Below are 25,310 nucleotides of genomic sequence, written 5' to 3'. Positions count from 1 at the left end.
GCAGTGCGCCGGCCCGGCCGTTGTGGTGTTCACCAGCGGGTCCCGGCTGCTGCGGGCATGGCAGAAGCGTGGCCCCCGCGCACCTTCCGGGTCAAGGAACTTCGGCCCGTACGCGGTGGCAGGGAATACCCGGAACTTGATGCCAACGCGCGCGTATGGACAAGGAGAAGCGGCCCGTGGATAAGTGTGTACTGCGGCGAAAAGCCGCCGGGGACACGGAGTCCGGTGCGGCCCGGGAGTATGCGGCCGGCACCGGGAAAACCCCGGACCGAGGAGTACGGGAGGAGGTGACACGTATGCGCAAGGTGGTCTGTACGCGGGAGTCCTGCACCCGTGTGGTCTGCACGGCCGTCAGCCACGCCCGCGGCACCGTCTGCCGCTGAGCCGTCACGTCCACGCGCCGCGCCCGTCGCCCCTTCCCCCCGTACGTCGACGGGTGCGGCGCGGGCCACCCGCCACATACCACCGCGACGTGCCACCACGTCACGTCCGGCACCGGCACGTCCGGCACCGGCACGTCACATCACGCGCCGCCACCTCGCCACCTCACTCCGCCCCACCCGATGTCACGGAGGGACCATGCCCGTCGACGCCCCGCTCACCTTCGGCCAGTTGTCGACCTGGCGCTCGATCGAGACCTTCGCCGCCGACCGGCTGATGGAGGTCAATGTCCCCGCGCTGTGGGACGTCACGGGCCTGGACGCCGCCGCGATCGACAACGCGCTGCGCGTCCTGGTGCGGCGGCACGAAAGCCTGCGCACGACCTTCCACATCGGCGCCGACGGGCTGCCCTTCCAGCGCGTCCACCCCGACGTGCCGGTCCGTCTTGAGCGCCTCGACCTGCCGTCGGTGACGGCCGAGGACGGCGCCCGGGTGCTGCGCGAGCTGTACGCGCGGGCCTTTCCCGTCGTCGGCGATCCCGGCTGGCACGCCACACTGATGAGCGCCGCGGGCCGGCCCCGCTATCTGGCCGTGTCGATGTCCCACATGGTCGTGGACGTCTGGGCGATCCGTGAACTCCAGTCGCAGCTGGTGGAGTTGGCGTCCGGAGCGGCGGCCGGCGACGGCCGCGGCCCGGGCGCCGCGCCGCGGGAACTGGCCGGACTCCAGCACGGCGAGGCATGGGCGGCCCACCGCCGCGGCGCCGAGAAGTACTGGAAGAAGCTGCTCACGGGCGGCCCACTGAGCAATCTGCCCGCGCTCCCGCCGCGCCCCGACGAACGCCGCGTCCAGGCGACCCTGCGCTCGCACCGGCTGGCCGTGCTGGTCGGGGAGGCCGCCGCCCTGCACCGCGTCTCGCCGCAGAGCGTGCTGACCGCGCTGACCGGCGCGGCCCTGTCCGGGGTGCTGGCGCGCCGCCGGATCACCCTGAGCCTGATGTGCGCCAACCGCTTCGACCCGCGCTGGCAGTCCATCGTCAGCACCATGAACCAGCTGATCCCACTGGTGTGTTCGGTGGACCTGGACGCGCCGCTGTCCGGCTTCCTCAAGCGCACCCACCTCGGCTCGCTGCTCGCCTACCGGCACGGCAGCTACGACGTGGACGCCGTCGAGCGGCTCGCGGCCGAAGCGCCCGGCGAGGACGGCTCGCTCTTCGTCCACGACTGCTGGTTCAACTACGTGACGGAGCCCGCCGCGGGCCCTGACGTACCGTCAACATCCCTTGAGGAGGCGCCCGATGCGACGCTGACGTGGACGCCGCCGGCCCGCAACGCCGGCCACCCGTTCTATCTCCGGGTCAACGGCGACGGCGCCAACTGGGTGGAGCTGACCGTACGGGCCGACCCCGATCTGCTCGGCGAGCGGGAGATCGGGGCCGTCCTGCGGACCGTCGTCCTCGGGGCGCGGCGCGCGGTCACCGCACCCGACGGCACGGTCGGCCGACTCCTGGAGGACGCGGCGGATGCGGCGGACGCGGCCGACGGCGGCGGCGCGGAACTGGAGGTGAGCCTCTTCCCGCGCGAACCTGCCCTGGCGCAGGGCTGATTCAGGCGGCGCGATAGCTCATGAAGGAGTGCGCGGACACGACGATCGACAGATGCATGTCGGCGTCGGACTCGCTCACCCGGAATTCGACGACGGCCCTGGGGTTCAGGGGCAGCGCGCCGAGGGCGGCGTAGTACGCGTCCAGGTCGCAGATCACCTGGTAGACGCCGGGCGGGACGTCCCGGTCGCCGAGCACGGCCAGCCGGCCGTCGGCGCCGGTACGGCCGCGGACCAGCTCGCGCCAGTCGTCCCCGGTGGCGTGGCGCAGCTGGACATCGACGTCCGCGGCCGGTACGCCGAACGCACTGTCCACGATGTGCACGCTAAGACTCACGGGGTCCTGCCTCGGTGTTCGGGACGCGCCCCTTGGCGGCGGGCGCGCGTCGGTGCCCACGACGGTGGGGGAGGGCCCTATCGTCCGGCCATCGGTCCACGCGGCCCGGACGATAGCGGAACGATGGCGGGACGAGAGGGCGTCGTCGAAGCCATGACCTGCGCCGCCCCGCGGCCGGCCGGCGAGAGCGGCGCGATAGCGGACGTGATAGCCGGGCGAGGACGGACCGAAAGCGGTCCACCGAACCATGAAGTCATCGAGGCCGACGGACACAACGACCGGCGGCCACCCCAGACTTGGAGATGGCATCATGACGGTTCGCGCCTTCCGCAGCAGCATCACCGCCGCCGCCCTGCTCGTCGCCGTCGCCGGCGGTGTCACCGTCGCGGTCGCCTCCGCGGACAGCACGCCGACCCAGCACCACACCGCGGTCGTGCGGGTCGACGGCACCAACCCGGCCGCCGCCCCGACCCCGACGCCCACCGTCTCCACCGACAACACCATCTGGGACTGACCTCCCGCACCACCGCGCACCGCCGCAGGACCCGCAGCACCGCACCACCCCGCAGCACCTGACGACGACCGCCGCTCGGTCGGCCGGATGAGCCCCTTTCGTACGGCGCCCGGCCCGTCCCGGCGAGACGTCGCTTCCCGAAACCCGTGTTATCGGGTGTTCCACTCCGTCGGAGATCCGGCACCACCCCCGTGTTCCGCGCACCGGGCATCGCATGCCCGCGGCTCCCGCGCACCCGGAAACTCCGGCGAATCCTGCCCGCGCCTGGGCAACTCCCGCTCCACGACGCCCGGTCGGCGGGCAGCTACGTGCCGACCGGAGACAGCGCCGACCCGGCAGGCCACCCCTGCCGGGGCGCAGCGCGCCGGGAGCGCATCCCCCGTACGTCGACACGCCACAGCCGTACGCCCACGCCCGCGCACCAACTCCCTTACGGGATGAGGTGGTTACCGCAGGTGGCGGGCCAACCGGCCATCGGCTAGAGCAGTTCCGCGCCTGCCACGTCCACCGATCCGGCCGCTTCCACCATCAGCCGGTCAGGCGCCGTCACGCCCGCCGCACCCCCGTCGGCCAGTGTGCCGAGCAGCCGGCGGACCTCCTCGACCAGCGCCACGCCGCCCTTTTCCGTCCGCAGCCCGGAGAGCATCCCGGCCGCGGCCTGCCAGTCGTCCTTGGCGCCCCGCGCGTCGCCCGCCGCCGCGTGCACCCGGCCGCGCAGCACCAGCGCGCGCGCCTTGTCCAGCGTCGCGCCGATCGCCTCGAAACCGGTGAGCGCGCGCTCCACGTACTCCGGCGCCGCGTCCAGGTCCGAGGTGAGCAGTGCCTCGCCGAGCGCCAGCGCGATCCGGCTCTCCACCATCCGCGCCCCGGCGCCCACCGCCAGCTCCAGCGCCTCGGTGAGCATCGCCCGCGCCGCGCCCGGTTCGCCGCGCCGCAGGTCGACCGTCGCGAGACCGAGCATCGCATAGCACTCGCCGACCCGGTCGCCCGTCGCGCGGACACTGTCCAGCACGCTGGTGTAGGCGGCGTACGCGTCGTCGAGCCGGCCCGCGCGCAGATGCAGCGCGCCCAGCCGGTTCTGCACCTGCGCGGTCACCCGGCGGTTGCCGACCTCGCGGCAGATCGCCTCGGCGCGCTCCAGCAGCCGCAGCGCGGTGGCCGTCTCACCGCAGTCGACGTGCACCTGCGCCATGTTGTGCAGCACATGCGCCTCGGCGATGCGATCGCCCGCGACCTGGAGGGCACCGAGCGCCTCCTCCCAGCGCCGCTGCGCCGAGGCGATGTCACCGGTCAGCCGGTCCAGGTAGGCCATGTTGCGCAGCACGAGCGCCGCGCCGTGCTCGTCGCCGAGTTCGAGATAGAGCGCGTGCGCCCGCTCGAACTGCCGCATCGCCGGGTCCGTGCTCTGCTCGAACATGTGCAGCGAGCCCAGCGAATAGCGCATCGCCGCCTCGCCGTGCCGGTCGCCCGCCCGGCAGGACGCCTTCAGCGCGATCTCGTGCGTCTCGCGCCAGTTGCCGAAGTACGAATGCGCCTCGAAGAGCGTGACGGAACTGAGCGCCAGGTCCCAGCAGTGCTCGACAAGACCGGCCGCCGACGCCTGCCGCACCGCCGACACGATCGAGGTGCGCTCCTGCTCGTACCAGGACAGCGGGTCGGACAGCAGCCGGTCGACCAGCCGGTCCGGCAGCCGCCAACGGCTCGCCGGGCTGCGCCGTTCCAGGAAACCGCCCGCGTATTCGCGGCGGTGCGCCTCACCGGTCAGCGACAGCATCGCGCCCAGCCACCGCTCCAGCGCGCCCAGCCGCTCCTCCGAACTCTCCTCCGCCAGCCGTTCCTGCGCGAACGGCCGCATGATGTCGTGGAAGCTGTAGCGGACATGGCCGCCCGGCCCCGGCGTGGCGTCGATCAGATACGCCTCGGCCAGCACTTCGAGCGCCTCCTGCGCGCGCAGTACATCGACCTGGAGCAGCGGAGAGCCCACCCAGGCCGCGAAGTTGGGCACGTCGAGCAGCGCGAGCCGGCGGAAGAGCAGCCGGGCGTCGTCCGGCAGGCTGTCGTACGTCAGCGAGATGCTGGCCCTGACCTGCATCTCGCCGTGGTTCAGCTCGTCCAGCCTGCGGGACTCGTCCAGCAGCCGGTCCACGAGGTCGGCGACGCTCCAGTGCGGGCGGGCCGCCAGCCGCGCCGCGCAGATCCGTAACGCCAGCGGCAACCGGCCGCACAGCTGGGAGAGTTCGGCGACGCTCTCGGCCTCCGCGACCACCCGGTCCTCGCCGATGTAGCGCGCGAGCAGCGCCGCGGCGCCGCGCTCGCTGAGCGCGCCGATCTCCACCCGGCCGGCGCTCGGCAGCCCGGTGAGCCGCTGCCGGCTGGTGACGATCACCGAGCAGTCGGCGCTGCCCGGCAGCAGCCAGCCGACCTGACGCTCCGTCATGGCGTCGTCCAGCACGACCAGGACGCGCCGCCCGCTGACCAGGTCCCGGAAGAGTTCTGCGCGTTCCTCCAGCGACTTGGGCAGGCTCGGGCCGACGACGCCGAGCGCACGCAGGAAGCGCTCCAGGATGTCGGACGGATTCGCCGGGCGGTCGCCGACCCGCAGATGCGCGAAGAGCCGGCCGTCGGGGAAGTCCGGGGTGAGCAGGTGCGCGACATGCACCGCGAGCGTCGTCTTGCCCGCGCCGCCCTGGCCGACGATCACGCAGACCCGTACCGCCTGGTCGCCCGGCAGCCGTTCGTCGCCGGCGCCGACCTGGCGCACGATGGCGTCCACGGTCTCGGATCTGCTGGTGAAGTCGGGGATGTCGGCGGGCAGCAGGCTCGGGGCGCGGCGCTTGGGCTCCTCCGCCGGGGTGTGGTGCTGCGGCTGCTGTGGCGCGGGCGGTCCCGACATGGCGTCGGCGGCGCTCCCGGGCGCGGCGTGGGCCGTACGGGGCCGGCCGGACCCGGCGTCCCCGGCGGGACTTTCGGCACCGTGGTCCCGCTCCGGCTCGCGGCCCTGGTACGGATCCCGGTCCCGGTCGGCCCGGCGGCGATGGTCCCGGTCGCCGTAACCGTCCCCGTAGCCGTCGGCGTACTCACCGCCGAGCGCACCACCGGGCGCACCGCCGTATTCGCCGCCGTACCGGTCGTCGCGGCCGTGCTCGTCGTGACTCCGGCCGCCGTCGTCCCGGCCGGGGGCCGCGTGCGTTCCTGGTGCCGCGGCCGAGGACGGCGACGCGGCCGACGACGGTGCGGACGACGGTGACGTGGCCGGGGACGTCGTCGTATCGGGGCTCGCGCCCGGCAGCGAAAACGTTCCTGCCAGCATCGCCCGGTGCAGATTGCGCAGTTCGGTGCCCGGGTCGATGCCCAGTTCGCTCTGGAGTACCTCGCGCACCTTGCGGTACGCGTCCAGCGCCTCCGCCTGCCGGCCGGCGGAGTAGAGCGCGATCATCAGCAGCGCCCTGAAGTGCTCGTGCAGCGGATACTCGGCCGTCAGCGATGTCAACTCACCGATCAGCCGGTGCTGTTCACCCGCGATCAGACCGGACTTCAGACTTTCGCCGAGCACCGCGAGCCGCCGCTCGTTGAGCCGGCCCACGCCCTGCTGGACAAGGGTGCTGTCCACATCGGCGAGCGCGGGTCCGCGCCACAGGTGGAGCGCCTCGCGCAGAATCCGTGCGGATCCCGCCGGATCACCGGCCGCGAGCGCGGCCTGACCCTCCAGCACCTCCGTCTCGAAGCGGTGCAGATCCAGCGTCCCGGCCGGTACCCGCAGCAGATAGCCGGGCCTGCGGGTCTCGATCAGGTCCTCGCCGCCACCGGCCAGGATCCGGCGCCGCAGGTTGGAGATGCAGATCTGGATCTGCCCGCGCGAGGTGGCCGGCGGGTCGTCGCCCCACACCGCGTCGATGAGGCGCTCCACCGGGATCACATGCCCGGCCTCCAGCAGCAGCATCGCCAGGACAGTCCGCTCCCGCGCACCGCCGAGCTGCACCGGGCGCCCGTTCGCAGAGACTTCTAGGTGCCCGAGTATGCAGAACTCCAACGGTTTACCCCCGACTACTATCCGTAGCGGAGCGGACGAGTCCGATGCTCCGCCGTACGAGGCCCTGGTCGGTGGTGCGGCCTCTATTAGTTACCCTCGGCGCTGCTCAATTGGACGAATTCTGATTGATTGCGCACCACAAATCAAGACGGTCAAAGCGTGTACCGCTGATTATCGGGAGAAGTAATGAGGCGAGTGAGGCGGGTGTGACGTGAGCGTGTCACTCTCCCGGCGGCGGCGGCCCTCTCGTGACAGTCACCGCCCGCGTACCGACCGTTGGTGTCCCGCCTGCTTCCGCCCCGTCCCGCCTCGCCGCATCCGCCCGTGCGGCCGCCTCGGCCGCCATTTCGCTACGCGCGGTGACCCGGCGGACACAAATCGGTTATGTCCCCCTTGGGGCGGCCCGTCCGCCGCCGCGCACTCCGCCGTTCTCCGGCCGCAACCCCGCCCCCACCACGGCAAACCGCCAATTTTCCGCCCCCGGATGAGTGCTGTGGACACCCGGATGCCGATGAAATTTCAGTTACCGGCTTCTTCGCGCGGAATCCCGCGCGGGTTTTCCGAAATGATCCTTTACCGAGTGTTCACAATCGGACAGTGCTCTTCGGCAATCGCGCCTATTCGGCATATGCTCCGGTCCCGTTCGCCGCGCGCCCGTCCCGTCCGTACGCCTCGGAAGCGGGCGTTCGCGGGGCGCGGTACCCGCGGACGCCGCCGCTCGCGCGGTTCGCCGTCGTCCACGAAAAGGAGCGCCGGCCTGCCGTCCCGCACATCATGCCCGTACATCATGATCGCCACGAAGCGCACCGGAATGCCGTCCCGGTTGTTCCCCGCCCGGTAGTGGACGACATCGCCGAATACCGGCCCCGAGTGGCAGTGCGGCGGGGTTCCCGTGCCGCCCGGCAACACCCTCCCGGCGGCCCGATCCGCCGGGAGCCCCGACACTCTCGCAAGGTCGACGAGGGCGACCCGCCGTGACGCGCTGGGCGGTGTGCCGGGGGAGCCCGCCCCCGGCGGGTCTGCGCGTTTCTGACGTAGGTTCGTCCCTATGACGAACCTCCACCTCGACGACGGCCGGACGCTGGAATACGTGGTGGCCGGTCCCGCGGACGGCACACCCCTGGTGCTCCACAACGGCACGCCGTCCGCGGCGGTGCTCTTCGAGCCGATGGTCGCGACCGCTGTGCGGCATGGGCTGCGGGTCGTGGTCCACAGCCGGCCCGGATACGCCGGTTCGTCGCCGCAGCCCGGCCGTACGGTCGCCGCGGTGGCCGTCGATGTCGCCGCCGTCCTGGACGAGTTGGGCGCCGACCGGTTCCTGACCGTCGGCTGGTCCGGCGGCGGCCCGCACGCCCTGGCCTGCGCGGCGCTGCTGCCCGGACGGTGCCTCGCCGCCGCCACGGTGGCCGGTGTCGCCCCGCACGGCGCCGAGGGCCTCGACTGGCTGGGCGGCATGGGCGCGGAGAACATCGAGGAGTTCGGTGCGGCCGCGGCCGGCGAGGGGCCTCTGACCGCCTTCCTGAACGCTCAGGTCCCCGGCCTGGCCGAGGTGCAAGCCGGCCAGATCGCGGCCGCGTTGGGCGATCTGGTGTCCGACGTGGACCGCGAGGCGCTCACCGACGAGTTCGCCGAGTACACGGCGGCGATGTTCCGGGCGGCCGTGTCCAGCGGAATCGCCGGCTGGCGCGACGACGACCTGGCCTTCGTCGGCGACTGGGGCTTCGATCTCGGCGCCGTCGAGCCTCCGGTTTCGGTCTGGCAGGGCGCCGAGGACCGGATGGTGCCTTACGCCCACGGCCGCTGGCTGGCGAGCCGGTTGCCCGGTGCCACCGTCCAACTCGAGCCGACCGAGGGCCACCTTTCGCTGATGCTCAACGCGTTCGACGGCATCGTGGCCGAGTTGACCGGGCACCTGGCCTGACGCGTTCCCGGCGCCCGCGTGCGGGGTCGCGCCGGCCACCGGGCCGGGTCGGTACCGGCGCAGCCGACCGATGGACAAGGTGACGGTCCTGTTCACGGCCGACGGTCGCGCCGGCCGCCGGGGAACGGGACGACCGCGAACGGCAGAACCCGGCGGCGCCGATGACGAATGCGCCCACGGCGGCTGTCCTCAGGAGGGAAGGGCGCTGCGTTCGCCGCCGTCGGCGAACAGGACCGCACCGTTGACGTAGGAGCTGGCCGGGCCGGCCAGGAACGAGACGACCTCGGCGATCTCCTCGGGCGTTCCGGCCTTGCCGCGGGCGTTGGAGCCGTCCATCAGGCCGATGTTCTCGCCGAGCATCGCCTTGGAGCCTTCGGTGACGACAGGGCCGGGGGAGACGGTGTTGACGCGCACACCGGCCGGGCCGAACTCGGTGGCCCAGTAACGGGTGAGGACCTCCGCACCTGCCTTGGAGGCGCCGTAGGCGGCACCGACCGGCGCGGGGAGCCGGGCGGCGCTGGAGCCGACGATCACGATCGAACCGTGGCCGCGCTCGGCCATGCCCGGCGCCAGCGCGCCGGCCAGCAGGAACGGGGCGCGGGTGTTGACCGCGATGTGCCGGTCGAAACTCGCCGCGTCGGTCAGCGCGGTCGGCGTGAACTCGAACAGGCCCGCGTTGTTGACCAGGATGTCGACGGGTCCCGCCTCGGCGGCCAGGCGCAGCGTGTCCTCGGCGTCGGTGAGGTCGGCGGCGACGAAGCGCGCGGTGCCGCCCTCGGCGGCGATCTCCTTCACCAGGGCCTCGCCACGGGCCCGGTCACGTCCGTGCAGCACGACCTCCGCGCCCTGCCGGGCGAGATTCCGTGCGACGGCCCTGCCGATGCCCGAGGTCGCTCCGGACCTGGGGTGGGCGATCCGCCCGGTCTCCACCGCATTCCGCCCCGTCGCCACCGAATCTGTCGCCGACCTGCCCGGCGGAGCCCGCGGCACCTTGTCCTGGTCGCCCTCTCCGGTGGAGCCCGTGGCTACCTCGTCCAGGTCGCCCTCTCCACCTGCGAGCCCTGCTGTCCCGCGTTGCCACAACCGCCCCGCGCGAGTCGCTCGCACCGGGCGAAGCGGACTGCTGAACGCCGATCGACCCCGGGCGGGGCGCCCGGCAGCGTGAGCCGGGTCCGTCCGCCACGCCGGCGTCAGGAGCGGGCCAGGCGGGCCGCGAGGTAGGGCGCGGTGGTGCTGCGGCGGGATTTCGCCACCTCGGCCGGCCGGCCCGCCGCGACCACCCGGCCGCCCGCGTCACCGCCGCCCGGCCCGAGGTCGATGACCCAGTCGGCGGTGGCGATCGTGTCGAGGTCGTGCTCGACGAGGACAACGGTGTTGCCGGCGTCGACGAGGCGGTGGAGCTGGCGCAGCAGCAGGGCGATGTCCGCGGGGTGCAGCCCCGCCGTGGGCTCGTCGAGCAGGTAGAGCGCGTGCCCGCGGCGGGCCCGCTGCAGCTCGGTGGCCAGTTTGATGCGTTGCGCCTCGCCACCGCTGAGTTCCGTGGCGGGCTGGCCCAGACGCAGATACCCCAGTCCGACCTCGCGCAGCGTCTCCAGACTTCGGGAGGCGGCCGGAACGCCGGACAGGAACGCGGCGGCGGTGTCGACGGACATGGCGAGCACCTCGGCGATGTTCTTGCCCCGGTAGGTGACCTCCAGCGTCTCGGCGTTGTACCGGGCGCCCCGGCAGGTCGGGCAGGGGGCGTAGGTGCCGGGCAGGAACAGCAGTTCCACCGCGACGAAACCCTCGCCCTGGCAGGTCTCGCACCGCCCTTCCGGCACGTTGAAGGAGAATCGCCCGGCCGAGTAGCCAAGCGCCCCGGCCGCGTCCGTCGCCGCGTACAGTTTGCGCACCGCGTCGAACATCCCCGTGTACGTGGCCAGGTTCGACCGGGGCGTCCGGCCGATGGGCCGCTGGTCGACGCGGACCAGCCGGTCGAACGACTCGACTCCCGACGCGTCCTGGACGTCGACCTCCAGCCGCGCCTCGTCGGGCTCCTCGGGCGCGAGCCCCAAGCGGCCGCGGACGACCTCGGCCAGCACCTGCGTCACCAGCGTCGACTTCCCGGAACCCGACACACCCGTCACGGCCGTCAGCACACGGAGCGGCACCTCCACGGACACGTCGCGCAGATTGTGCCGCGAGACGCCGCGCAGGCGCAGCCAGCCGTACGGGGTGCGCGGGCGGTGCTCGGGCGGCCGGGCGCGTCCGAACAGGTACCGGCCCGTCGCGGATTCCCCGACCCGCTCCAGACCGGCTACCGGACCGCTGTACAGCACGCGTCCGCCGCCCTCGCCCGCGCCCGGCCCGATGTCGACCACCCAGTCCGCCCGCCGTACGACGTCCATGTCGTGCTCCACGACGAACAGCGAGTTGCCCACCGCCTTCAGGCGGTCCAGCACGTCCAGCAGCGGCTCCGCGTCGGCCGGGTGCAGGCCCGCGGAGGGTTCGTCGAGGACGTACACGACGCCGAACAGCCCCGAGCGCAGCTGGGTGGCGATCCGCAGGCGTTGCGCCTCGCCCGGCGACAGGGTCGTCGAGCGGCGCCCGAGGCCGAGATAGCCCAGACCCAGGTCGAGCAGGACGTCGGTCCGCGCCACCAGGTCGCCGCAGATCCGGACCGCGACCTCGGTCGTCTCCCCGGACCGGGCGGTCGACGTGGCGGCGTCGGCCTCGGACCGCTCCGCGACGGGCCGGAGCAGCGCCGCCACCTCGGTGAGCGGCATCGCGTTGATCTCCGCGATGGAGCGTCCGGCGAAGGTCACGGCCAGGGCTTCGGGCCGCAGCCCGCTGCCCCGGCACACCGGGCAGGGCACACTCCTGACGAACCGGAGCGCCCGTTCGCGCATCCTCTCGCTCCTGGAGTCGGCCAGGACGTGCATGACGTGCTTGCGGGCGCTCCAGAATCTGCCCTGGTAGCCGTGGTCGACGCGGTCCTCCTCCGGCTCGATGTACACCGAGGGCTGCTCGTCGGTGTACAGCAGCCAGTCCCGGTCCTTCTTCCTGAGCCTGCGCCACGGCCGGTCGATGTCGATCCCGAGGCCGCTCACCACACTGCGGAGGTTGGCGCCCTGCCAGGCGCCCGGCCAGGCGGCGATCGCCCCCTCGCGGATGCTCAGCGACGGGTCGGGGACGAGCAGGTCCTCGGTGACGTCGTGCACGACGCCCAGCCCGTGGCAGCGCGGGCAGGCGCCGGCCGCGGTGTTGGGCGAGAACGACTCGGCCTCCAGCCGGTCGGCCCCGGGCGGATAGGTGCCGGCCCGGGAGTACAGCATGCGCAGCAGATTGGACAGCGTGGTGAGGGTGCCGACCGTCGAGCGCGAGCCGGGCGACCCGCGTCGCTGCTGCAGGGCCACGGCGGGCGGCAGTCCGGTGATCTCCTGGACGTGCGGCGCGCCGACCTGTTGCAGCAGCCGCCGGGCGTAGGGGGCCACGGACTCGAAGTAGCGCCGCTGGGCCTCCGCGTAGAGGGTGCCGAACGCGAGCGAGGACTTTCCGGAACCGGAGACGCCGGTGAAAGCGACCATCGCGTCCCGCGGAACGTCGACGTCGACGTTCCGCAGATTGTTCTCAGTGGCGCCCCGGACACGTACGAAGGCGTCGATCGATTCCTTGCTCACCTTTCCTGACTACCTCATCGCGCCGGGATCCGCGCGGCGGCGCCGACGGTTAGTCCGCCGGCGGCGGCATACGGGCGCGAAGCTCCGCGCCGTCCACGGGGCCGGCCGGAGTCCCGCCGGCCTCCCGCGGATTCGACAGCGGGAATCCGGGCGGCGTTCATGAATGACGGCGCTCTTGTGGGGTGTTGACCGCCTCGCGCATGCTGGTTGGCGCCGTCCGGCGTCACGCGGTTTCTCGCAGCTCCGGCGCCCTTCCGGATGTGCGCAGTTTCCGACGTTGGCCCAGCACACCACCAATGCGCGCGATGACCCCAGAACGGAAGGAATCCGTGAAATCCTTCAAGTCGTTGAAATTTGGCGTGCTTGCCCTGGTCGGCGCATGCGCCGTCCCGCTGTCACTCGCACTGCCGGATGCCGCCCGGGCGACGCCCCCGGCTGCGCATGTGGCCGTCCCGCAGAGTGCGCACGTGGCCGTCCCGCAGAGTTCGACCGGCGTCAAAGGCGCGGATCCCAGTGTGATCAAGGTCGGAACCACCTATATCGCCGTGAAGTCCGCACAGGGCGGCATCATCGTGCGGCAGTCGTCGACCCTGAGCGGAGTGGCGTCCGCGACTGCGAAGAAGGTCTGGTCGGACACGGCGGGGCGGGGGGAGGTGTGGGCGCCGGAGATCGTGGTCGACGGCGGCCGTTACTACATCTACTTCACGGCCGGTACCGGTGCGGCCCACCGTATGTATGTGATCAGTTCGGCCAGCGCCGACAGTGGTTACGGTGCCGCCGTCAAGCTGGCGCTGCCGGACGACAAGTGGGCCATCGACGGTAATCTCTTCACTTTCAACGGGCAGCGCTGGTTCGTGTGGTCCGGCTGGGCGGGTGACACCAATGTCGAGCAGAATCTCTACCTCGCCCGGATGAGCAGCCCCACCACGCCGACCGGTGCCCGTTTCATCATTTCCCAGCCGCGTGAGAGCTGGGAGCGTGTGGTCGGCAATCCGTACATCAACGAGGCGCCGGCCGCGATCAAGGATCCCAACGGGCAGCTGCACATCGTCTATTCGGCCAACGGCAGCTGGAGCGACCAGTACTGCATGGCCGATCTGCGGCTGCGGGCCGGCGGTGACCCCACGTACGTGTGGGACTGGTACAAGTCCAACGGCTGCCTGTTCGGCTCGCACGCCGCCACGATGATGTCCGGTTGGGACCCCACCCTTTACGTCAACGGCCCCGGCAGCCACAGCTTCGTCCTGCCCAACGGCGACATCAACTCCAGTCCGCCGTCCGGGAACAGGTTCCCCACCATGTTCCATGCCGTGCCCAAAGGCACCGCCTACTCCTGGTCCAACCGCGTCTGGTACACCGGAACAGCCGTGTGGTGGGGCAGCACCACCTACACCCGCGCTAACGTCCCCGGCGCAACGAGCAATACGGGATACGGCCTCAAGTTTTTCGAGTGACCCCTGGCACAGTGCGGCTCGTCAGCCTCCGGCGGCGGTGCCGAGGGGCCGGAGCAGGTGGCACACGCCCCGGAAGTCCTCCACGAGCGGGGGGGTGCGGTGTGCGGCACGGCACGCCATTCGGAAACGGCCGCCGGGTCCTGGAGCAGGCGCTCATCCTGACGCCGGACCGGCGACGGATCGGCCGACGTCGTGCGGCGCGGGACCGGCCGGCACCGGGATCCCCGGGGCCCGCGTCAGCACGACGGAGATGCCGTTCGCGGGCCCTTCCCCGGACGCGGCGGGAGGCCATACGGCCGCCGGTCCCGCGATCGTCTCGACCGTCACCGCGGGCACCGGCGGCCCGTCCGCGCCGAGCGTGGCCAGAGCGGACGCCAGGGCACCGTCGAAGACGGCCGCGGCGGCGTCCGCGCGGAGGCGGGAGAGCGCCAGCGACTTCCCGAAGTGCGGCGCGCCACCCGTCTCGACCAGGCTCTGCGCCCGGATCGCGACGGTCGGCACCGGCCGGCCGCCGCGGACGGCGGCCACCACCTGATCGGCCACATCGGCCGCCCGCTGCCGCAGCCATTCGGTCTGGGGCCGGCTCAACGACGGACCGCCGTCACTCCCGGTCCCGTCGGCCGGCAGGTCCCAGCGCGCGACCGGCGCGCCGGTCGTGGGGACCACCGGGACTGCCGGGGCCACCGGAACCTCGGGAGCGTGCTGCGGAGTGTCGCCGCCGCCGCCGTCGACGACGACGGCGTCCGTCCCGGGAACCGTGACCGCGTCGCCGGGATCGGCGGCCGGCTGCTCCGTCCTCCAGTACGAGATGTGGTGCTCCGTGGTGACCGTGCCGCCGTACGCGCCACCGGAGTCGTACTTGCGCACGGTGATCTCGACGGGCTGGCGCACGAGTACCTGGGTCCCCTTCGTGGCGCCCTCGCCGGGCTTGTCGCCGGTGAGATCGTGCGGCACGGCCCGGGGCGGAAGGGTGCGGCCCGGGACGCCGGGCGCCGAGGTCACCGAGGAGTCACCGGGGAAGGACTGGTCCCTGCTGATCTGCACGGCATTCAGCGGGGCCACCGGAATCGTCCAGTTCGGATTCCTGGTCAGGAAGGAGACGTCCATGGGCGTGATGCTGTAGGACAACCCTCTTCCCGATCCCGGGGTCAGCGAGCTCTCGGCCGTCACGGTGATCTGGTCCTGTGCGTCCTGGCGGCGCGTGATCACCTGCGCGTCGCCGGTCGGACGCATCGTCACCTGGAGCCCCGTGCTGCCGTCCTGTCCGATCGGGACGGTGCGGTAGCCGGTCCCGGAGTCCTTGAGGTCGTGGAAGACGGCCTGGAGAACCGGTTCCGAGAGGGCCTGCCGGAGGGCCACCTGCTCGGAGAGCGGCAGGGTCTGGTCGTGGTACTGCCGATGGCCGGGGGCCACGTTCGGCGGGTGGATGTACGTGTCGAGGTGCCGGCGTGCCGCTTCGGGCGTCAGGCTCCACGCGGCGTGCCCGACCGCCCCGGTGGCCGAGTCGAGCATCGTCGAACTCACCGACCCCAGCCGGCCGAGCGGTCCCGGCCCCCACGGCCGCGGCGTCCTGAGCAACTCCCGTCCGCTGTCGAGGAGCCGCTCGGGGTGCGTGACGCCGATCAGCTCGTGACCCGAGCCGAAGTCGGCTCGCCACTGGGCCTGTTGTTCGGGGGTGCCGCCGCGGACGGGCCCCAGCTCGATGCCGTTCTCGGCGGACGCGGGCGGCTGGTGCCGTCCGGTCCCTGTCCCTGTCCCGGTTCCGGTTCCGGCGTCGGTACCCGTGGCCGTCCCGGTCCCGGGATGGGTCACGGCGTCGTGAGCGGTCACCGGACCGGTCGTCGTCATCGACTCGGGAACCCATCCGACGACATCGCCGTCGAGCCGGACCGGGCGCGGCGCCGGGAGGTTGGTGAAACGTCCGGCCGGATTGCGGCGGGTGGCCGTGACGTCGAAGGTCATACGGGTACTGAACCGGTGCTGGTCGCCCTTGAACGGCGTTTTGTACTCGACCTTGTTCTTCTGGGCCGCCGCGTGCGAGTCGTTCCCCGACGCCTCGGAACTCCCGGTGGCGGCGTACGTCACATTGTTCAGGTGGGCCTGGTCGGCGGGCGCGCGATAGGAGACGCGTACGTTGCCGTCCCCGCCCCACGAGTGGTTGTGGCCGCGGTCGCCCGTGACCTCGTCGGCCGAGGACACCTTGCGCGTCGCGTCCGACGTGATCCGCCGGCCGTCGTCGTGCCAGCCCTCGGGCGTACCTTTGACCAGCACCTGTGTCACGGTGCGCATACCACGCCAGTTGTGCACCGCGTGCACCAGGATGCCCGTGCTGACGAGTTCGTCGTAGCGGGACGACAGGACGTCCGGGGTGATGAGGTCGGCGAACGGCAGCGCCTCGACGGGAATCCGGTCGAGGTCCGGGCGCGCCTCCTCGTCGGGCGGGCGGGTGTCGCCGCGCAACTGGCGGTCGATCTCCCGGTGGATCGCGTCCGTCGACGGGAATTCGATCCGGGTGCCGGCGCTGTGCCCGTCCTCCAGCGGCACCGCCCGGCGCTGCGGCGGCGGATCGGCCGCAGGCCGCGGGCCGGTGAGGGAGCGTACGTCGTCGTCGGACAGCAGCAGGCGTACGTGCTGGGTGGCGGTCTGCGGATCGCCGTACGTGACGCTGCCGCCCGCGTCGGTCACATGGCCCTGGACGGTCGTCCTGACCTCTGCCGAGTAGACGTGCAGAGAGCCGGTGCGACCGGTCTTGAGGTTGGAGGTGGCCGTGTGCTTGACGGATTCGGCGGTGTTCCCCCCGTAGCCGCCCTTGGCCCGCACCCCGCCCCGGATCTGGTACGAGGAGACGTGCGGGTCCTTGGGCGCGCTCGGGAAACGGCCGAAGTCGCCCCCGACGCCGCCCTTTCCGCCCACGGCGGTCTTGCCCTGGGTCTTCGCCGAGACGCCCGCGGTGGTCTCGAGTTCGAGCTTGCCGTCGCCCGCGAGCGTGTGCTCGTACGTCAGCCGGCCGAAGCGGGTGCGCACCGACAGGCCGACGGCGTCCCGGTGCCGGCCGGAACCGACGTGCTGCTCCGCGGTGTTGCGCCATCCCGCGTGCGAGGAGGAGACCAGGTCGCGTGCGCTGTCCTGCGAGGCGAACGACGTGACGACGTCGTGCAGATCGGGCGTGTCCGGCCGGAGCGAGACGCGCGAGTCGTCGTGGCGGGTGGTGAAGGCGCTCTTGAGCGACTCCTCCATGGCGTTCTTGAGACCGTCGCGTCCGTCGACGCGCTGGACGAAGTGGTGGGCGGGCAGACCGGTCGCCGTCACGTCCAGCGTCCTCGGCACGTCCGCGTCGTTCCTGGTCCTGGTCACGCCCACGGACACGCTGCCGCCAGTGTCGAGCCGCCGGATCTCGTTGTGGTGCGGCTCGCCCGCGAGCGCGGGGAAGCCCTCGGCCGGGTGATCGCCGGTCCTGGGCACGAGGAGCGTGTCGTACGTGACGGGATGGGTGGAGCGGTCCTGGTCTCCCGTGACGCTGAAGGTCCGCTTCACCTCGATGCTGTCGCTCACCGTGACGTTCTTCGACGGCGCGAGGCTGCCTTCGCCGTTGAGATTGAGGAAGCCCTGGTTGTACGAGGTGTGGTCGAGCGAGCCGCGCAGGTTTCCGGTGAGGGTTCCGGTGTGCTTGACGGCCTCGGTGATGGCGCGGTCGTTGGCCGTCGTCTGCTTGAACGCGCCCTTGGCGGTGACGGCTTGGGTGCCTTCGTGCACTCCCGGGCCGAGGCCGGCGCGGACCAGGATGTCGTACGTCTTCGTCTTGAGCAGCGGAAGGTGCGAACTGTCGAGGCTGACGCGGTAGGTGCCGTCGAGGAGTTGCTGACCGCCGCCGCGCAGCCGGGAACCGGTGAGCTGCGTTCGCAACTGCCGCAGATTCTCCAGGGCTTGAGGTGTCACGCGCGGCTGCGGACCGGTGGCCGTTCCCGTGCCTGTTCCCGTTCCTGTACCCGTACCCGTACCCGTACCCGTACCCGTACCCGTACCGGGACGGTGGACGGCCTCGGGCGGCGGCAGCAGTCCCGGAGCCGACTGGTGCGCGGTCGCCACGATGTGGTCGACCAACTGCTCCGTGTGGGGAAAGTCGGAGAAGGTGACACGCGGTGCGGTGTCCGGCGCTCGCAGGCGGTCCGCGGGCAGCGGCGCCGGCGGGGCGGCCGTCACCGGCTCCGCCGCCGTGGCCGGTCGCGGGAGGGCGCGCACGACGTCGCCGGTCGGCGCGCGGTGCGGCGGCTCGATCGGGATCGCGACGGCGCCGTCCGGCGGCGGCGGTGGAGGGGTGTGGTCGGTGATCTCCTCGGTCCGTACCGCGCGCAGACCGTCGCCGCCGGGGGAGAAGTGCTGCCGGGTCAGCGACACATGCCACTGGACGCGGGTGGAGACGACGTCGACGGGGGACGTGCGCTCCACGGAACCGCCCGCCTCGTGGGAGTGCGTGCTCTTGCCGCCGTGCGCCGTCGTCCGGCCGTAGGAGTAGCCGCCGCTCCCGGTCAGGAAGGTGGCCTCGCCGGTGTCGTTGTTCTTGTGGACCTGTCCCGAGGCGCCGAGGCTGGCGCCGACTCCCCAGCCGCTGGTCTGCGAGCGGTTCCGTACCTGCTCGCCGCCGGCGGACGTGCCGACCGTGGTCGTGGCGTCGGTGGTGCGCAGCACGGTCGTGTCCTGCGGCGCCGCGGACAGGGTGAGACGGGCGGTGCTGCCGTCGGAGAGTTCGATCGGGTCCGAGATCAGGCCGCCGCGGCTGGACACCTGCTCGAAGTTCTTCACGACGTGGTCGTGGTCGAGGAAGTCGACGATGTCACGGTGGGCGCTGCCGCCGACCGTGCTCTCCGCGGGCAGGGCGTCGAAGACGGCGGTGCGGACGTCGTCGAGGCCGGTGGCGGTCAGCGGGTGGCCGGTGGCGGTGCTGTGCCCGGAGTCCGTGGCGGTGGCGGGGGGCCTGTTCCACCCCTGCCAGGTGTTCACGCCGTCGGCGGGGGGCCGGGTACGGGGCACGTCGGCGCGCATCCGACCGCCGAGGGGGCCCGCGGCGCCCCCGTCGGTCAGCGGGCGGCCCTTGCTGTCGGACACCGACACGTCGAACGTCACCTGGGTGGTGTAACTGTCGGTCTTCGACGTGAGCTTGACCGCGTCGTCCGTCGAGGTCTTCGTGGCCGCCGTGGTCTCGACGTCGGTCGTGACGCCGCCCAGTTTTCCGCTGCCGCCGACGATCACCGTCACGCGGGGATTGACCGGAATCGGGATGTTCGGGCTGACGTCGATCCCCGCCGCGGCGGCGACGAGCTGAGTCTTGTCCTTCGGCGGCTCGTGACTCCCGCCGGAGCCGAACTCCAGCCCGTCGCCGTCGTTCTCCTTGGCCGGGGAGTGCGCCGGGTCGAGGTGCCACGGCGTCAGGTCCGCGCCGATCCTGACCTCGAACTCCTTGCCGTCGGCCCACAGCGTGAAGCGCCAGCCGTTGTCCGCCATCCGCGGGTACTGCTTGCGGAAATTGGCGGGATCCAGCATGCCGTTCAACTGCTGCGCCACCTCGGGGTGCTGCGCCGCGTCGCCGAGCCTGCGGACGATGGCGTCCCGGACGGCCTCCGGGCCCGGCGCCTCCACGATGCGCTTGCCGATCAGCGCGGCATGGTGCGGATCGTTCCCGAGGACGCCCGCCGGAGGATCCTCGGGAGGCTCCGTGAGGACGCCGCTTCCTTCCCGGGGCCCGTCGGCGGGCGCCGGGACGGGGACGGGTGCGGTGTCGTCCGCGGAATCGTCCCTGGTGCCGTCCCTGGTGTCGTCCGCGATGTCCTCCGCAGGGGGGTGATGGTCGTGGACGGGGGTGGTGGTGTCGGAGGTGGCCGGGTCGGCGGTGTGGGTGTCTGGGGTGTGCGTGTTGGTGGTGGCCGGTTCGGCGGTGTGGGTGTCGGAGGTGTGCGGTGGCGCGGTGTGCGGGGGCGGGGTGTGTTCCTGAAGAGGGTTGGAGACGGGATCGACCCATGTGTGGCTGCGGGTGACCGGTGCGGTTCCGGCACGCGCGTCCTGCCATGCGGCGCTGTGGGTGTCGGCGCCGCGCGTCTGCGTCTCCGTGTCCGTGCCCGCGTGGTGCACGCCGTCGCCTCCGCCACCGGTGAGCGCGCCCAGCAGGGCGAGGTGGCGCTGCCCCAACCCGCCCTGGGGAAGGCCGTGTTCGGCGGGCTCGTGGTAATTGCCGAGCAGACCGCCCGGCACCGAGGCGCGGCCGGAGCCGTCCGGCTCCCGGTACTCGTCACGCAGTCCCAACTGGTGGGCGATCTCGTGCGCGTAGGTGATCGGCGGTGCGTCGGTGGTCCAGTTCCGCTGGTCCGTCAGCCCGCTGCCGTCGCCGTGCGACAGATTGACGGTCAGGTGCGACTGCTCGCCGGGCGCCGCCTGTTCAAGGGTGACATGCAGAAGATCGCCGCCCGGCAGCCGGTATCCGGGGGAGTTGAAGTACGTGTCCACGCCCTCCCGCGCCCGGTTCCAGGCGTCCGCGACCTCCTGCGGGCCGAGGTGCTCGGCATTGAAGGCGACCTTGACGGTCAGGTCGGTGTAACGCTGTCCGCCGACGTCGAAGCTGCGCTGGTCGAAGCCGGAACGCACGACGAACCGCGGCGTGTGGTCCACCGCCATGGTCGGCGGCCGGTGGACCTGCGGGGACGGCGGCGGGGAGAGCAGTTCGTCCAGGCCGCGCGTGTCGGGGACGGGGCCGCTGACGCGTTCGGGGCCGCGCAGACCGTCGCCGGTGGGCTCGGCCGGGCGGGGCCGTTCCTGGAGCGGCATCTGTTCCGAGCCCGGCTGCGACGACGGATTCCGCGTCGGTGGTGTGCGGTCCGGGGACGGCGTGTCGTGGCTCGTCGACGGATTGCCGGTGCCGGTGCGGGCGTCGGAGCCGGTGACCGGGTGGTCGGTCGTCGGCTCGTGCGTCGCCGGACCGTTGGTCATCGGCTCATGGGGCGTCGGCCGGTCGGTCGACGGCTGCCCGGTCACCGGACCGTGCCGTACGGGACCGTCCGTGGCGGTCCCCGCCGTCGTCCCTCCGCCGCTGATCCGGCCGAGGTGGTCCGCGTCGTGCGGCTGGTTCAGGATGTCCTGGCCCAGCTCCCGCCGGAGGTCCGACGCGCGTTCGTCGTACGGCAGTGTCCGGTCCAACTGCTCGCGCAGGCCGTCGAGATGCCGGGACGCCTGGCCCGCCGCACCCTGATTACCCGTCAGCAGCGCCTGGTGGTAATCCGCCTGCGCCCGGTCGATCTCTTCCCGCAGTCCGTCGATCCGGTGCCGCAACTCCTCCTCCGCCCGGCTCTGTTCTGCGAGGCGCCGGTCCAGCGCGCGAGCGGCGTCCTCGGCGGATTCGCCCTCGTGCGGACGCGGGCGGTCGGGGTCGAGCGCGGCGAGCCGGTCGCGCAGTTCCTCCTCCGTCGGCACATGGCGGTCCCCGGACCCGTTCCCCTCCCGGCCGTCGCCGTGCGGCCCGTCCTCGTGCGGACGCGCGCCGGCCGGCTCGCCGTCCCCGGTGTGCGGCGCGGGACCGGTCGGGGTCCGGAGGTCCTGGAGCCGCTGTTCGAGGCCGCGTTGGTCCCGGTAGTCGTGCAGGTCCTGGATGACACGCGCGGCATCGGCGGGGTCGTCGGTCGCGTCGAGCCACTGCGTCAGCAGCCGCTCGTGGGGGTCGTTCTCGTTCAGGTCGCGGAGGCGGTCGAGCAGCGCGTCGTCGGTGGGCGGGGGCTCCGGGCGATCGGCGGGGGGCGTGCCGTCGCCACCGGGCGGTTCCTGCCGGAGCCGGTCGATCCGGTCCTGGAAGTCGGCGAGTTGCTGCGCCTCGGTCAGTTGGGAGCGCAACGCGTCGGAGTCCGGACCGCCGTCGGTCAGCAACTGCCGCCGTATGCGCTCGACGTCCGGATGGTAGGGCTGGGGGGCGTCCTGGCCGGTGAGGCGGTCGGGCGAGGTGTGGTTCTCGACGAAGTTGGTGTACTCACGAAGATGGCTGTCCAGGAGATCCGGATCGCCGCTCCGGCGGGCCTGTTCGACGGAGTCCACCAGATTCCGCCAGCCGTCCCGGGAGGACTCGGGGGCGTCGATCGCGTCGAATCCCGCGCCGGAGTGCTTGCGGAACGCCTCGTAACGCTGGTTGACCGAGCTGAGGTTGACGTGGTCGCGGAACTGGGAGAGCCCGCGCGTCACCCCGGACAGGTCGCCCTTGTCCGCGGCCCGGCCGATCGCGTCGCGGTACTGCTCGCGCAGATCGCCGGGCATGCCCGCGGCGCGTCCCGCCCGGTCGAGCGCGTCGACGCGCGGGCCGACGTGGACCAGCGGTGAGACGGGCGGCGCGGTGGGCGCGTCCGGCGCGTCACCGAGGGGGTGGCCGGCGCCGCCGGGGACGGGGAGGTCGTGCGGGGGCGACGGCAGATTCGCCAAGTCCTCGGCCGTCGTCCGTCCGGGCCCGTTCGACGTGCCGTGCTGCGAGCCGCCGGAGTCGAGCGGTGTCTGCGTGCCGTCGTGCCCGGCGGGGCCGTTGCCACTGCCGTCGCCCAGGACGCCGACCTCGCCCGTGCCACCGCCGGGCACGTGCGTGGGCACGGCCGGGAATTCCGGCACGTCGTGGGTCGCCGGGTCGGCCGGGGCGTGGACGACGACCGAGGATTCCGGCCCGTGCGTGGGGACATCGGGCAACGCGGTCGCCCCTGTCGGGGCGGGGGTGACCGGTGTGTGGGTGGGCACCTCGCGGAGGGCGGCGGTCTGCGGGGTGGGGGTGGCCGGGGCGTGAGTCGGCACCTCCGGGAAGGCGGGGGTGGCGGTCTGCGGGGCGGGCGTGCCCGGGGCGTGGGTGGGCACCTCGGGGAAGGCGTGCGACGGCGGAGGCGTGGAACCGGTGGCGGCCGGTGCGTGCGTCACGGGCCCGGTGGGGGAGGTGACGGGGTGCGGGACCGGAGCCGCCACAGGCGTGTCGGGTCCGCCGTGAGTGACCGGTGGCGCCGATGACTCCACCGTGTGGGGCGGGGCCTGCCCGACGGGCGTGCTGTGCGCGGTGGGTACGCCGGGCGGCGGGGTGGACGGCGCGGTGGTCCGTACGTCGGGGGCGCCGGAGGTGGCGGTGGCGGCCGGGGGAGTACGGACGCTCTCGCCACCGCCGCCAACCGTGTGGCCGACGTTCGGGCCGCCCGCCGGAGCGCCGTGGACGGCCGGGGCGTCGTTCCCGCCGGTGACGGAGGTGACCGGGCGGGGCGCCCGGGGCGCGACCTCCTCCCCGCCGTGCGGTGCGTCGGTCCGGGGCGGTGGGGCGGTGGCGGTCGAGCCGCCGCCGTGGCCGGACGTCGTGGTCGGCGTGCCGGAGGCGGCCGGTGCGGCGGCGGGCTGCGGGGCGGAGACGGTCTCCGGGGCCGAGACGGTCTCCGGGCGGGGCGCCGTATCGCCGTGAGCGGTGAACTCCGTGGTGAAATCCCGGAGTTCGGCAGGCGGCGCGGGCGGGGCCGCGTGGCTGTCGACGGCCGGTCCGTCGCCCCGGCCCGAACCGCTGTGTCCGACCGTGTCCGGTCCGGCCGGTGCCACGGACGCGGCCGACGTGACCGGTGCGACAGGTACGGTCGACTCCCCGCCGCCGCCCGTTCGCGTTCCGGACGACGCCTCCGACCTCGTGGGGGCCGGGCGGTCGGTGACCGGGGCCTCGGCCCGGGCGTTCACGTCGTGTCCGCCCGGCGCTGCGTGTCCGCCGCCGCTGCCGGTCGCGCCGCGCTGCCGGGTGTCGCCCCCGGTGGGAACGGCGGTTGCCGGGGACGTGGTGACAGGTCCCCCGGCGGTGTCGGCCGGGAGGTCGACCGAGCCATGGCGGCCGCCGACGAGATCGGTGGGACCGGACTCGGTCGGGACGAAGCCGTCACCGGTGCTGCCGGGAGGCGCGACGGCGGGCGGGGCGGCCGAGTCCGTCGATGTCGCGGGCGCGTCGGCGGGGTGGTCCACGGCCAGGTGCTCGCCGTCCCCGAGGACCGCCGACCGCGACGTGCCCGGCGGTGTCCCCGTACCGCCGACGCCGTCCGTACCGCCGAAGCCGTCGGTCCCACCGACGCCCTTGGACCCGCCGAAATCGCCGGCCCCGCCGATGTCGAACGTCGGCGGCTTGAGGCCGCCGGGATCGGGGAGGTCCATGGTGTCCGGCAGGTGGAGATGGAGGTCGTCGACGTGCGTGTCGTCGCCGCCTCCGCCGCGCCGCCGACCACCGCCGCCGAGCGAGCCCAGCGCCCCGGCCGCCGCGCCGAAGGCGAGATCCTCCGGCTCACCGCTGTGGAAGGCGGCGTTGGTGGCGGCGGTGCCGGCGAGCCCGGTCACGCCGCCGATGATGCCCTTGCCGATCAGCGAGCCGGTGAACTTCGGTACGAAGGCGCCGCCGAGGCCGAAGCCGAGGCCGCTGATACCGCCCGAGATGGCGCCGCCGATGATCGCGTCGACGGTGTTCTCGACGCTCCAGGAGGTCCGGTCGCCCTTGAGCATCTGGATGCTCTGGATGACCGCGTCCATGCCGAGCATCATGCCGACGCCCGTGGCGATCGACGTCAGCAGCCGCCGCAGCAGCATCTGCACGATCAGCCGCACCGAAGTGATCATCGCCGGGATCGCCTCGGGCGCCCAGAAGGCGAGCTGCGCGATCTCGGCGGCCAGCCACACCAGTTGGACCAGGATCATGTACTTCGCGTATTCGAGCTGCACCCCGGTGTTCTTGCCGAGCGCCCCCAACTGGCCGGCGCCGGTGGCCATCTCGGGCACGTTCTTCTGCAACTGCCTCACGAAGGACGAGAATTCCTCGGCGACCGATCCGCCGATGTTGTTCAGCACGCCTCGGGTCGCGGGAGAGATCTCCCGGCTGATGGCGGCGAGCGCCTGGGCGGCCTCGTCCCAGGCCAGGCCCAGTTCGCGCAGCTTGTCCTCGTCGCCCTTGGGCCAGGAGGTGCCGACGGCCAGGCGGGCGACCCAGCCGAGTTCCGGGGGCAGATTGATGCTCACGAGTGGGTGGAACCCCTCCGGCCGCCACCGGTGTCGCCCGGTACGTCCGGGTCCACCGACGGAGCGTTCAACTGCCGTGACGCGGCGGCGTTCTCCTCCTCGATCACCTCGTAGCCGTGGGCCATGGTGCGCAGCCCGTCGCCGGTGCTGCGCAGCACCTCCCCGGCCTGTTCCATGGCCTCCAGGATCTCCTCCTTGGGCCGGGCGTACTGGTTCAGGAACTGCCTGCCGCTCGAATCGTCGCCCCAGCACTCGCCCACGGCGCCGAGCCGCGCCTGGAGCGTGCTGTGCACGCTGTTGAAGCGTTCCGCGAGGTGCTGCATGTACGGAAGCTGGCCGTCCAGACCTTCCGTGTCGACGGAGAACGTATCTGCCATGGGAACTCCCTGG

At 72.7% G+C, this 25,310-nt stretch carries 10 protein-coding genes; 4 read left to right on the top strand and 6 right to left on the bottom strand.

Features of this window, described 5'->3' with window-relative positions; genetic code table 11:
• Positions 1-579: 579 nt before the first annotated feature.
• Complete coding sequence (locus BM076_RS12185) at positions 580-1,986, top strand: condensation domain-containing protein (RefSeq protein ID WP_093713490.1); 1,407 nt, start codon at positions 580-582, stop codon at positions 1,984-1,986.
• A 1-nt stretch (position 1,987) separates the two neighbouring features.
• On the opposite strand, the gene BM076_RS37980 is transcribed toward BM076_RS12185, so the two are convergent.
• Positions 1,988-2,569, bottom strand: coding sequence for a hydroxyisourate hydrolase (locus BM076_RS37980; RefSeq protein WP_265737093.1), 582 nt, complete (start codon positions 2,567-2,569; stop codon positions 1,988-1,990).
• A gap of 61 nt (positions 2,570-2,630) precedes the next feature.
• On the opposite strand from BM076_RS37980, the gene BM076_RS36030 reads away from it, so the two are divergent.
• Entirely contained in the window at positions 2,631-2,834 is a 204-nt protein-coding gene (locus BM076_RS36030; protein WP_143120558.1) for a hypothetical protein, read from the top strand.
• A 478-nt stretch (positions 2,835-3,312) separates the two neighbouring features.
• On the opposite strand, the gene BM076_RS12175 is transcribed toward BM076_RS36030, so the two are convergent.
• Positions 3,313-6,813: an AfsR/SARP family transcriptional regulator gene (locus tag BM076_RS12175; protein ID WP_143120557.1), complete on the bottom strand. Its 3,501-nt coding sequence runs from the start codon at positions 6,811-6,813 to the stop codon at positions 3,313-3,315.
• A gap of 1,099 nt (positions 6,814-7,912) precedes the next feature.
• On the opposite strand from BM076_RS12175, the gene BM076_RS12170 reads away from it, so the two are divergent.
• Positions 7,913-8,785: an alpha/beta fold hydrolase gene (locus BM076_RS12170; protein ID WP_093713487.1), complete on the top strand. Its 873-nt coding sequence runs from the start codon at positions 7,913-7,915 to the stop codon at positions 8,783-8,785.
• A gap of 189 nt (positions 8,786-8,974) precedes the next feature.
• On the opposite strand, the gene BM076_RS12165 is transcribed toward BM076_RS12170, so the two are convergent.
• Positions 8,975-9,715 carry an SDR family NAD(P)-dependent oxidoreductase gene (locus BM076_RS12165; protein ID WP_093713486.1) on the bottom strand — a complete coding sequence of 247 codons (741 nt, stop codon included), beginning with the start codon at positions 9,713-9,715 and terminating at the stop codon, positions 8,975-8,977.
• 260 nt (positions 9,716-9,975) lie between these two features.
• On the bottom strand, positions 9,976-12,444 hold the full coding sequence (uvrA, locus tag BM076_RS12155) for an excinuclease ABC subunit UvrA (RefSeq protein ID WP_093713485.1): 2,469 nt from the start codon (positions 12,442-12,444) through the stop codon (positions 9,976-9,978).
• A 305-nt stretch (positions 12,445-12,749) separates the two neighbouring features.
• On the opposite strand from uvrA, the gene BM076_RS12150 reads away from it, so the two are divergent.
• The gene (locus BM076_RS12150) at positions 12,750-13,898 is read left to right on the top strand and encodes a glycoside hydrolase family 43 protein (RefSeq protein ID WP_093713655.1); all 1,149 of its coding nucleotides are present in this window, start codon (positions 12,750-12,752) and stop codon (positions 13,896-13,898) included.
• Positions 13,899-14,051: 153 nt separating this feature from the next.
• Here the strand turns inward: BM076_RS12150 and BM076_RS35645 are convergent, their stop codons facing one another.
• Together BM076_RS35645 and BM076_RS12130 are read right to left on the bottom strand one after the other, a co-directional pair.
• Complete coding sequence (locus BM076_RS35645) at positions 14,052-24,920, bottom strand: WXG100-like domain-containing protein (protein WP_107416952.1); 10,869 nt, start codon at positions 24,918-24,920, stop codon at positions 14,052-14,054.
• Positions 24,917-25,297, bottom strand: coding sequence for a WXG100 family type VII secretion target (locus tag BM076_RS12130; RefSeq protein WP_093713481.1), 381 nt, complete (start codon positions 25,295-25,297; stop codon positions 24,917-24,919). Before BM076_RS12130 ends, BM076_RS35645 begins: the two co-directional genes overlap by 4 nt.
• Positions 25,298-25,310 lie beyond the last annotated feature (13 nt).

Origin of the sequence: Actinacidiphila alni (genome assembly GCF_900112845.1) — a bacterium.
Lineage (GTDB): Bacteria > Actinomycetota > Actinomycetes > Streptomycetales > Streptomycetaceae > Actinacidiphila > Actinacidiphila alni.
The sequence above is the reverse complement of the archived record's forward strand: the minus strand, read 5'-3'. Positions and strand labels throughout refer to the sequence as shown.